A 264-nucleotide genomic window follows, 5' to 3' on the forward strand; every position below is an offset into this window, starting at 1 on the left:
TCGCTGAGCGTACTGAGATCGGTGAGAAAAAAGAAGCTATCTTTGCGGTGACTATTCCTGAGAAAACTGGTGCTTTCTTAAACTTCTGCCGTAGTCTACATGGTCGTAATATCACAGAATTTAACTACCGCGCTGATAATCAGCTGTCTCCTGATTCAATGGAACCTGCCTCTATATTCGTGGGTATTGCTCTAAAAGAAGGCGATAAAGAACGCGAAACTATTGGCATGCAACTGGCTGCTGACGGCTACGTCGCTCATGATC

Annotated in this window: 1 pseudogene; it reads left to right on the forward strand. The window is 45.1% G+C overall.

Features of this window, described 5'->3' with window-relative positions:
- Window positions 1-264: pseudogene (locus tag AAEY72_RS15310) on the forward strand (threonine ammonia-lyase, biosynthetic); the annotation flags it as partial.

Source organism: Psychrobacter sp. W2-37-MNA-CIBAN-0211 (genome assembly GCF_040309405.1).
Classification (GTDB): Bacteria; Pseudomonadota; Gammaproteobacteria; order Pseudomonadales; family Moraxellaceae; genus Psychrobacter; species Psychrobacter glaciei.